Consider the following 8,438-nt stretch of genomic DNA (forward strand, 5'->3'; position numbering starts at 1 on the left):
TGGCGTGCGACCGCCTCCCAAGCCTTTCTGGCGCGCTCCAGCAGATTGCTTTTGGCTTTCAGCTTCATGCGCAGCTCCAGAAGGTTGAATTCGAGGCAATAAAAAACCCGGCGCGGTGGCCGGGTTTAAAATAAGTGCAGATGGCCAGGACTCGAACCTGGGATTAATCAGGGCCGGATATACCTAACCCTAATGCGGTTTACCTCTCAACGGATTACCCCGTGTCGTTCACCTTCCATCATCTGCATCGGCAAAGCCTTCGTAGCAGGACTTCTACCTGCATCCTTACGGTTTTACCCGTACGCTCTATCCCAGTTTGAGCTAGTCAGAAGACTTTCCGATGTAGACCATGAACCCGGCGCAGTGGCCGGGTTCTTCTTAGTCAGTCCTACACACGCAGGAATGACAGGATGGGTGAATAATGCGACATGGCGACATGATATTGCAAGCACTTTTGAGGGACTATTTTCATGCGGCCTCCCCAGACAGAACCCCTACGGCCTCAAGCATGTGCTGTGCATCGACCAAAGCCTCGTCCACCATCGACTCTAGCGCTCCCTTGATGTTCTTATTCCAGCGCTGATAGGTGCGCTCCGTCAGGCCCTGGGTATCCCAGTTCGTCATGTCGTAGTTCGACTCGGCAAGGACGATCATCTCTCCCGGCTTCGTCTCGGCCAATGACCTGGCGTGCTTATTGGCGCGCGCAATATCTGCGTCGGCCGCTTTATTGCGCCAATCCCACTGGCCCTCATCCTTGTTTTCGCGATGCTTCGGAGCTTTGACCTCGACCACTGCACGCCGGATGCCCTTCGACTGCTGCGGCACAGCCCAGACCAGCACTGCCTGTTGAGTGAAGCGCAGTGGCGCGGGCGAAGGCACAACCGCGACAAGCCGCCCGATGGAATCGATCTTTCGCCCGCGGTGGGTGCTGTACTTCGCCACCAATGCATTCCAATGCCGCGGGGAAAGCTGGGCGTGTAGCAGCTTGTGAACGATGCAGTCAGCAAGTAGGGCCGCATCCTTGCCGGTGATCTCCCCCTTGAGCTTGCTGGTCTGTACCCGCGGCTCGATGTTGCACCCTCCGGCGCTGTTGATGGTTTCCGCCGCCAGAGCGCGGACGACTGCAGAAATGACGTTTTGGTAGTTCATGCTGCAGCCCTCTTGAGTTCTCTGGTCTTTGCCCGGTATTCGGCGGTCATCGCCTTCAATTGCTCGACGGTGTACTTCTTGGGCTCATGGGGCCCTTCCAGCCACTCCACGGCCGCGATGCCAATCTTCTGGATCAGGCCAGGCCGATACCCAAGGAGGTTTCCGGACTTACCCATGTTGCAGTTGCGATTGCACTGAAGGTGTACGTTGAGCGGATCGAAGCGGAGCTCTGGGCTTGCGGCAGTCGTCCTGTAGTGTCCAGCGCAGTACTGAACGTCAGCTGTGGTCCCGCAGCTAATGCAGGGCTGTCCGGCGTCACGGGCACGTATCCAGGCATTGAAAGCGTGCTGAGTGTCCTTGGCATGATCCGCCCTACTCTTCAGCTTCTCCTTGCGGACCTTGATTTCCTTGCGCTCGATCTGATCCAGGGCCTTGCGTGCTTTCGGCGCATGACGCGGTCCATCGATCAGGGCGCAGGCTGGACTGCACACCGCCTGGCCCATCCGCGAAGGCACGAATGAGGCCCCGCATGAAGCAACGCGGCATTTTTTCGGCTTGGCTGGCTTCCGTTCGATGGTCATGCGGCCTCCTGGCTAAGCAGGTCAGTGAACACAACACCCTGGCCGGTGAAGTAATGAGCTATGCGGTCTGTGTACTGGATGCCCTGGGCGCGATTGAACAGGCTGGTCACCGGCATACCATCCGGGCCGAACAACTTGCAGCCGCCCATCAAGGCCAGCTTGGTCTCGTAGGTCAGGTGGCGCATGACCTGGTACCAGTCAGCTTGGAACCCGGCATCCTCGTTCAGCAGGATCTGCACGCCGAAGTGCAGCTTGCAGTACCGGCGGGCGTCGGCGGCGTCACCGATCTGGGTCATCTCGGCAATCCGCTTGTACATCGCGAACCACAAGGCGTTCTGGTCCAGGGTGCGGTCCTTGCCAGGGCGCAGGGAGACCACCACGAACTTCTTGTCGCGGTACATGGCGGTCAGGCTGGTGATGGCCTCGGAGAGCTTGGCCTGGCAGTTGACGCTGATCTTGTCCGTCATGGCGCGACCCTCCTGACTCCAGCGGCTTTTACCCAGCGGCGCATGGACATCTCGCAGCCACTCGTTAAGCAGACGCCGTTGGCGAACCCCGTGTGTGTTTTCGGAGTGCCGCAGCCGCAGCTGCATTTAGGCTTGCGGCCCGAGCGCTTTGGGCGCAGCTCCATGTATCGAATATGCTCAGCCAGGCCACCGACCTGACCCCACCAAGCGGTACCGCCTCGCATTGCTGCGGATCGGGCCGACGCCGAAAGTTGATTCAAGTCGGTCATGACCGCTCTCCCTGGCCCAGGGCGGCGTCGATTCGCTCAACCGTGACGCGCCAGTCGCCAATTTCAACGCCGCCCTTGGTTACACCCTCTTCAGTGACAACGCTGCGACCCGAATTCAGCTCATTAGCAACGCTGATCAGGATTCGCGAGCATGCCGACCAGATAGCGGCGCGCCCTTCATCGGCTAGGAGCTGATCCCCGGCACGCTGCACGCTCTTCCACTTGTCTGCTTCCTTGCGCAGCTCTTCCGCCTCTTGCGTCCAGTCGAGCCAAGCGTCGAGGTCGTAGTCGCCCTTCAAGCCGGCGCGCAGACGTTCGTTCTCAGCCTTCAGCTCAGCATTCACCTGCTCGTAGGCTTCGTAGCCGGTGCGTAGGCCGGCGACTTCGGCGCGGAGCTTGTCGCGTTCTTCCAGCAGGTTTATTGCTGCCTGCGCAGTCCCTCCGTTGCACTCCAGCAGAATCATCTGATTGTTGATCGCATCCAGCCGCTCGTTCTCGGCGATCAGGGCCAGGACTGTGGCGGGCCCAGCTGCATCGTGAAAAGCATCATCAGCAGCACCAAAGGCCTCAGCTAATTCATAATTACACTCATCGGCGTTGTACTTATCGAGCGCGACGATTGCAGCCTCGGCCAGCCGCTTCAGTTCGGTGTAGTCGGTCATTACGCGGCCTCCCGTGCATTCCAGCACTGGGTTATTTTTTGAGAAAATTGGGAAAGCGCCCACTCGGCGCGGCTGGCCTGGCGATGCTGGGCCAGCTTCCGCTGGTTGATTGGCTCGTGGACGCTCTTCAGGTACACCTCGCGCGCCTGACGATCCATCCAGCCAGTGATGACCTCATCCACAACGTCACCAAGGAGCACGTAATCAGGTCGGCGCTGATGCTCGCCGGCCGAGAGGTACGCGGCGTATGTGTGAATTCCGAACCAGCGCCTTACCGCTGCGCCGATCTCGGCAGCCGAGTAGCTGACCTCGCCGCGCTCACTGAAATAGCTCAGCATCCCGTGGAACAGTTCGCCGCCTATCATCTCGGCACGACCGTAAGCGAATACCACGGGAAAGCCGGTTACCTGCTGGGTGTCCCACGCCTTTTCGCGCTCAACCTGGCTCGGGACTGGCCCTTTGACCTCGACAAACGCACCAACAGCCGGCAGAAAGAAGTCAGGCATGTAGCCGCCGTGGCGAGTGACCACAGTGCGCGGCTCGTATACCCAGGCCACGCTCATTGCATCCATCATCGCCGCCCAGCGGGTTTCAGAGTGGGAGCGCATTTCGTAACCGCCGTAGCGGAAAATCGTTTGCTTGTCTCTCATCAGAAATTCACCTTCACGACGTTGTCTTGGCGGGCGTGGTTGGCCAGCGGCAGGAATCGGGACTTGGCACCCTGGAAGGCCGTAGGCACCGTGCCGATCTCGCCGTCTCGGTTCTTCCGGATGATGATTTCGCCAATGCCCTTGTCTTGAGTATTTGGGTGGTACACCTCGTCGCGGTACACGAACATGACGATGTCGGCGTCTTGCTCAATGGCGCCCGACTCGCGCAGGTCGCTGAGAACCGGGCGCTTGTCTGGGCGCCCTTCACAGCCACGATTCAGCTGGGAGAGGATGATCACCGGGCAATCAAGCTCGCGGGCCAGCAGCTTGATCTGGCGAGACATGGCGGTGACATCCTCGGTCCTGCCCTTCCCTTCGCCCTCAACCAACCCCAGATAGTCGATCACCACGAGGCCCAGCGAGCCCATGCGGTGCGACTGACGACGGGAAATCGAACGGATGCGCGGCATGGTCATGACTGGAACGTCCGACACTGCAATCGGCGCGTCACGCAGGCGCATGACCGCCATGTTCAGTTCCGTGGAGTGATCATTGCTGCACTCGCCGGTTTTTAGCGATGGGAGCGGAATCCCGCCGACGGCTGCCAGCAGGCGGTCCATCAGCTGGGTCTTGCTCATCTCCAGACTGATCACCAGTACGGGCTTTTTCTGGTTGATCGCCACGTCGGCAGCGATGTTCATTGCCAAAGTGGTCTTGCCCATCGCTGGGCGGCCGGCAACCACGATCATCTGGCCGGACTTAAGGCCCTGGGTGTATGAGTCCAGATCAGGAATGCCGGTACCCAGGCCGTCGATGACGATCCCGGCGGCGAACTTGTCCAGACGATCCTGCAGGACCTCAACGTGTTCGATCAGGATGTCGCCAACCATCTGGCATTCACCGTCGCTGCCAGTGCTGTCCAGGCCAAGCACGATGGATTGAGCGAGAGAAATCTTGTCCTCAATGCTCGCCTCTTCGTGGGCAATCTCGTTGATCCGGGCGGCGGCGGCGGACATCAGGCGGCACACGGCGCGCTGGCGAATGATCTTGGCGTAGACCTGGGCATTCGCAACGCTTGGCGTGCTGGCCTGGATTTCGGCGGCGTAGGCAGCTACGCGAACACCGCTCGACAGCTCGGCGCGGCGATCATGAAGCGTCACCACGTCAACCGGCTGGCCGTCGGCGTGCATTTCCAGGATCAGGCGGTACAGCTCGGCATTGTCCTCCCACGCGAACGCATCAGCGGACAGGTCGTCGCTCAGTACGTCGATCAGGTGCGGCTGGCAGAGCATGGCGCCAATCACGCCGTGTTCGGCCTCAAGGCTATGGAGGTCCATCATTGGGCGGCCTCCGAGACTTCACGGAAAACAGCGCGACTGACCAGGGATTCAAGGCGCGGCGCAACGTTGGCGCCACGGAAGAACACCTGACTGCGGTTATTAGCCTTCTGGAAGAACGTGAGCCAGAAACCCTGGCCGCTCTGGTGCAGCGGTGACTCGTTCCAGCGCTCGGCGATCATGCTTCGCAGAACCCTGTCGCTTGCCACGGTGACGGCTGGCAGGTTCGGGCAGACCTTGTGGTACAGGTCGATAATCTTGTCCACCGGCACACCGGCCTCGGATGCGCCGCTTGGGTTCTTCTTGAACTCGCGACCCAGCCAGTTGACCAGGAAGCGGCGCCAGTCCTTCTTTGGCTTGCTCCCACTGGCCCAGGCGGCGGCACGCTTGATCTCGGCTTCAACGTCAATCGGCGAGTAGGCTTCTGACCACTTGGTGATCAGGGTGGGGTCGACTTCAAAATCTTCACCATCGAACAAAACCCCACATGCCGCGTTTCCGATTTTGATTTCAGGCTGAGCGGGTTCCGCCCCCTGGGGGGCAGTAATCTGTTTCGTAGAAACAGTTACTAGGGGTTCTTTCTTTGTATAAAGAAGGGAGTCGTCGGATTTGGTCTGTCTCGCAATGCTGACGACTCGGCTTGAATGATCCGAGTCGGACGATATGGTCTGAGTCGGACATTCTTTTTTTGTGTCGTAGAAGATCCATTCGGAAGGCTCGCTGATGCCGATATCGCCACGTGCCCCGCCAACCCGATAGAGGATGCGGCGTTTCAATAGGTGGCTGATGGCCTTGGAAGCCACGTCAGGGTGGATGTTGGTCGCCTTGGATATCTCGGTAGCCTGGATGCGAGCTTCGGCCACCTGATAGCCTATGGTGGCTCTGGCAACGTACAGCGCAACCTTCAATTCGCGCCCAGGCAGATCGACAACCATCAAGGCCTCGATGAGCTTGTTTTCCATCCGGGTAAATCCCCCGGTATTGCGAAGTGGGATTATATTGCTCATACTCATTCCGTCCTGAAGTGCATATCACTCGACCCGGTTGCAGCCGGACGAGACAAAGAAGCCCGCAAATGACTTACACAGTCCTTGCGGGCTTTTCTTTTGGCTACGTCGCTGTAAAGGCCACGAATCAAAGTCGCGGCCTGCATTGCTTCCTGCATATGGAATTCTTTGGTTCCTGCCAGCACTGGACCTGACTCGCCCAGGGTCAACAAAACCCGGTCAATGACCTTGTTCACGCTTTCCGCTGGATGCGCCGATCTGCTGGCCATGGTTATTCTTCCTGGAGCTGATCGACGCCGTGGATATGCTCCATCCAGCGTTTTGATGCATGAATCAGCATCTCGATATCGCGCTCGTTAAAGCAGCGCATCTCATTCGGTACGATCTTCAGGTCGAGCACCGACAAAATCTGAGCAAACTGCTCAAACTTCTCTGGCTTCATTCGGCTGATCGTCGCTTCGTCGCAACCCACTGCAACCGCAACCGGCGCATTCCCCACCGACGCAAGCTTCTGCACGATGAAGTGATAATTCTTGCGGGCCCTTACAGCCTGGTCCTGGCTTAATTGATTGGTCGACATGATCAAGCGGCCTTCTGATCAGCCTTCAGCTTGTTCTTGCTGATGACCTGGAGCTGGTACTGGCGGGTAGTAGGGATGGTTTCCCCCCACTGGGTTACAGCGCTCGGATGGATACCGAGTGCAGCTGCAAGCTTCGTCTTGGAGCCAAAATGCTTGATGGCGTCGTTGATGTTCATTGCGAGTCCTCGCGTAGTTATATGGCGATTTCAGCACACTTAAATAACTCGCGCAACAGGGCTCTTCGGTTTTCACCCACTTAAATTCAGTTGGCTTAAAATTTCAGGATGAATAGAAACGAACGCATTGCCCGCGCTATCACGCTCAGCGGGAAATCTAAGAGCGAAATTGCTAGCCTTTGTAAAGTTGCGCCATCCGCTGTTACTCAATGGATCAGCGGTGAGAGCAAGACACTGAAGGCTGAAAGCGTATTTGCTCTGGCCAAGGCGACGGGCTTTAGGGCTGAATGGCTTACATTCGGCACCGGGCCCGAGAGGGCCATAGAGGCAGGGCCTAACAACTCACAGGGCGAACTGATCGGCCTGGCATCGGTCTGGGACGCGGAAACGCCGCTTGATGACGACGAAGTAGAGCTGCCCTACTACGCCGAAGTAGAATTTGCCGCAGGGAATGGCATGACAGAAGTAGTTGAGGTTGCTGATAGAAAGCTCCGCTTCTCCAAGGACACGCTCAGGGCGGCAGGCGTACAGCCTGATTGCGCGGCGGTGGCGCGGGTTAAGGGCCGGTCGATGGAGCGGCTTATACTGGATGGAGCCGCCATTGGGTTTGATACCAGCTTCACCAATATCGTGGATGGCGAGATTTATGCGTTCAACCAAGACGGCATGTTGCGGGTGAAGTACCTGTACTCGATGCCTAGCAACTCTGTTCGCGTCAGAAGCGAGAACGCCGACGAGTACCCTGATGAAATCCTGAGTGCCGAGCAGTTCCAGGAAATTGCCATGCTTGGAAGGGTCTTCTGGTGGTCTACGGTTAGAAGATCCCCGCGACGGTAATAAAGTCCCGCCCGACAAGCCCGCCTAGTGCGGGCTTTTTTGTGTCTGCTCGCCCAGAAATTTAAGCACACTGAATATTTTTTCTTCAGCACGCTTGACTATCTATTTCAGTGCGCTTAAATTTACTCCATCGAGACGCCACGGCAACTCGCCAGGGCCTACCAAGACCCGCCGCAACACAGGCAGCGATGCCAGGCAGACGCCGAACGCTCTTTAACTTCGCCAAGCAACACTCCGCCCTACGCCTCGGCAACAGCCCGGCAATAAGCCTGGGGGAGATAACGCAACGCAGCAATGCTCCCCTGCTCGACTTGTCGGCAGGCTGGTTTGCTGGAAACACCCACAGATTCCTGATGCCGCTTCGATGAGGCGGCATTGGAAATCAACGGAGGGCAAGACCATGAATATTCGTAACGACAAAGGCCAGTTTGTCAGCACCCAGCAAGCGCTCGCTGCCGACCTTCAAGGCTTCATTGACGACTGGACGCACTGGGCCAAGCAAGCGCTGCGCAGCGGTGACAAAGCGAAAGCCAACCACTGTATGGAAGAGGTCCGGGACTGCCGCCAAAAGCTGAATGCGCTGCAAGCATGAAGGGCATTTTCACTGATGCACCTGGCGACGGGTGTATTGGGAAAATCACCGGAGCACGACCATGAACAAAGAAGAGATCTACGACGAGCAGATCAGCCCGCTGATGCAGCAGATCATCGCCATATGCAAGG

At 58.1% G+C, this 8,438-nt stretch carries 12 protein-coding genes; 2 read left to right on the top strand and 10 right to left on the bottom strand.

From position 1 onward, the window contains the following. Positions 1 to 468: 468 nt before the first annotated feature. From JJD66_RS27425 to JJD66_RS27470, 10 genes are all read right to left on the bottom strand, one after another. Positions 469 to 1,149 carry a hypothetical protein gene (locus tag JJD66_RS27425; protein ID WP_200649479.1) on the bottom strand — a complete coding sequence of 227 codons (681 nt, stop codon included), beginning with the start codon at positions 1,147 to 1,149 and terminating at the stop codon, positions 469 to 471. Next, a complete protein-coding gene (locus tag JJD66_RS27430) occupies positions 1,146 to 1,730 on the bottom strand; it encodes a recombination protein NinG (RefSeq protein WP_200649480.1) in 585 nt (194 codons plus the stop codon). Before JJD66_RS27430 ends, JJD66_RS27425 begins: the two co-directional genes overlap by 4 nt. Further along, positions 1,727 to 2,197, bottom strand: coding sequence for a hypothetical protein (locus JJD66_RS27435; RefSeq protein WP_060765634.1), 471 nt, complete (start codon positions 2,195 to 2,197; stop codon positions 1,727 to 1,729). Before JJD66_RS27435 ends, JJD66_RS27430 begins: the two co-directional genes overlap by 4 nt. A gap of 265 nt (positions 2,198 to 2,462) precedes the next feature. Continuing rightward, positions 2,463 to 3,128, bottom strand: coding sequence for a hypothetical protein (locus JJD66_RS27440; RefSeq protein ID WP_200649481.1), 666 nt, complete (start codon positions 3,126 to 3,128; stop codon positions 2,463 to 2,465). Further along, positions 3,128 to 3,778 carry a hypothetical protein gene (locus tag JJD66_RS27445; protein ID WP_200649482.1) on the bottom strand — a complete coding sequence of 217 codons (651 nt, stop codon included), beginning with the start codon at positions 3,776 to 3,778 and terminating at the stop codon, positions 3,128 to 3,130. Before JJD66_RS27445 ends, JJD66_RS27440 begins: the two co-directional genes overlap by 1 nt. Continuing rightward, positions 3,778 to 5,118 (bottom strand): replicative DNA helicase, encoded by a 1,341-nt coding sequence (gene dnaB / locus JJD66_RS27450; RefSeq protein ID WP_200649483.1) that lies wholly within the window; start codon positions 5,116 to 5,118, stop codon positions 3,778 to 3,780. The genes JJD66_RS27445 and dnaB overlap by 1 nt, the downstream gene beginning before the upstream one ends. After that, positions 5,115 to 6,128 (bottom strand): replication protein, encoded by a 1,014-nt coding sequence (locus JJD66_RS27455; protein ID WP_267911486.1) that lies wholly within the window; start codon positions 6,126 to 6,128, stop codon positions 5,115 to 5,117. The genes dnaB and JJD66_RS27455 overlap by 4 nt, the downstream gene beginning before the upstream one ends. Beyond that, complete coding sequence (locus JJD66_RS27460) at positions 6,125 to 6,391, bottom strand: hypothetical protein (RefSeq protein ID WP_200649485.1); 267 nt, start codon at positions 6,389 to 6,391, stop codon at positions 6,125 to 6,127. The genes JJD66_RS27455 and JJD66_RS27460 overlap by 4 nt, the downstream gene beginning before the upstream one ends. Before the next feature lie 2 nt (positions 6,392 to 6,393). Then, on the bottom strand, positions 6,394 to 6,702 hold the full coding sequence (locus tag JJD66_RS27465; protein ID WP_126588724.1) for a CII family transcriptional regulator: 309 nt from the start codon (positions 6,700 to 6,702) through the stop codon (positions 6,394 to 6,396). A 2-nt stretch (positions 6,703 to 6,704) separates the two neighbouring features. Continuing rightward, the gene (locus tag JJD66_RS27470; protein WP_153368514.1) at positions 6,705 to 6,878 is read right to left on the bottom strand and encodes a Cro/CI family transcriptional regulator; all 174 of its coding nucleotides are present in this window, start codon (positions 6,876 to 6,878) and stop codon (positions 6,705 to 6,707) included. Between the two features lie 108 nt (positions 6,879 to 6,986). Here JJD66_RS27470 and JJD66_RS27475 point away from each other — a divergent pair, with 108 nt between their 5' ends. Continuing rightward, complete coding sequence (locus JJD66_RS27475; RefSeq protein ID WP_169867362.1) at positions 6,987 to 7,715, top strand: LexA family transcriptional regulator; 729 nt, start codon at positions 6,987 to 6,989, stop codon at positions 7,713 to 7,715. 400 nt (positions 7,716 to 8,115) lie between these two features. Then, on the top strand, positions 8,116 to 8,307 hold the full coding sequence (locus tag JJD66_RS27480) for a hypothetical protein (RefSeq protein WP_200649486.1): 192 nt from the start codon (positions 8,116 to 8,118) through the stop codon (positions 8,305 to 8,307). Positions 8,308 to 8,438: the final 131 nt, after the last annotated feature.

This window comes from Pseudomonas sp. MF6751 (assembly GCF_016613265.1).
Classification (GTDB): domain Bacteria; phylum Pseudomonadota; class Gammaproteobacteria; order Pseudomonadales; family Pseudomonadaceae; genus Aquipseudomonas; species Aquipseudomonas fluorescens_BV.

Bases quoted from the DNA above. Each gene is read 5' to 3' on its own strand.
- JJD66_RS27425 (WP_200649479.1), bottom strand. From the start codon at position 1,149: ATGAACTACCAAAACGTCATTTCTGCAGTCGTCCGCGCTCTGGCGGCG.
- JJD66_RS27430 (WP_200649480.1), bottom strand. From the start codon at position 1,730: ATGACCATCGAACGGAAGCCAGCCAAGCCGAAAAAATGCCGCGTTGCT.
- JJD66_RS27435 (WP_060765634.1), bottom strand. From the start codon at position 2,197: ATGACGGACAAGATCAGCGTCAACTGCCAGGCCAAGCTCTCCGAGGCC.
- JJD66_RS27440 (WP_200649481.1), bottom strand. From the start codon at position 3,128: ATGACCGACTACACCGAACTGAAGCGGCTGGCCGAGGCTGCAATCGTC.
- JJD66_RS27445 (WP_200649482.1), bottom strand. From the start codon at position 3,778: ATGAGAGACAAGCAAACGATTTTCCGCTACGGCGGTTACGAAATGCGC.
- dnaB (WP_200649483.1), bottom strand. From the start codon at position 5,118: ATGATGGACCTCCATAGCCTTGAGGCCGAACACGGCGTGATTGGCGCC.
- JJD66_RS27455 (WP_267911486.1), bottom strand. From the start codon at position 6,128: ATGAGTATGAGCAATATAATCCCACTTCGCAATACCGGGGGATTTACC.
- JJD66_RS27460 (WP_200649485.1), bottom strand. From the start codon at position 6,391: ATGGCCAGCAGATCGGCGCATCCAGCGGAAAGCGTGAACAAGGTCATT.
- JJD66_RS27465 (WP_126588724.1), bottom strand. From the start codon at position 6,702: ATGTCGACCAATCAATTAAGCCAGGACCAGGCTGTAAGGGCCCGCAAG.
- JJD66_RS27470 (WP_153368514.1), bottom strand. From the start codon at position 6,878: ATGAACATCAACGACGCCATCAAGCATTTTGGCTCCAAGACGAAGCTT.
- JJD66_RS27475 (WP_169867362.1), top strand. From the start codon at position 6,987: ATGAATAGAAACGAACGCATTGCCCGCGCTATCACGCTCAGCGGGAAA.
- JJD66_RS27480 (WP_200649486.1), top strand. From the start codon at position 8,116: ATGAATATTCGTAACGACAAAGGCCAGTTTGTCAGCACCCAGCAAGCG.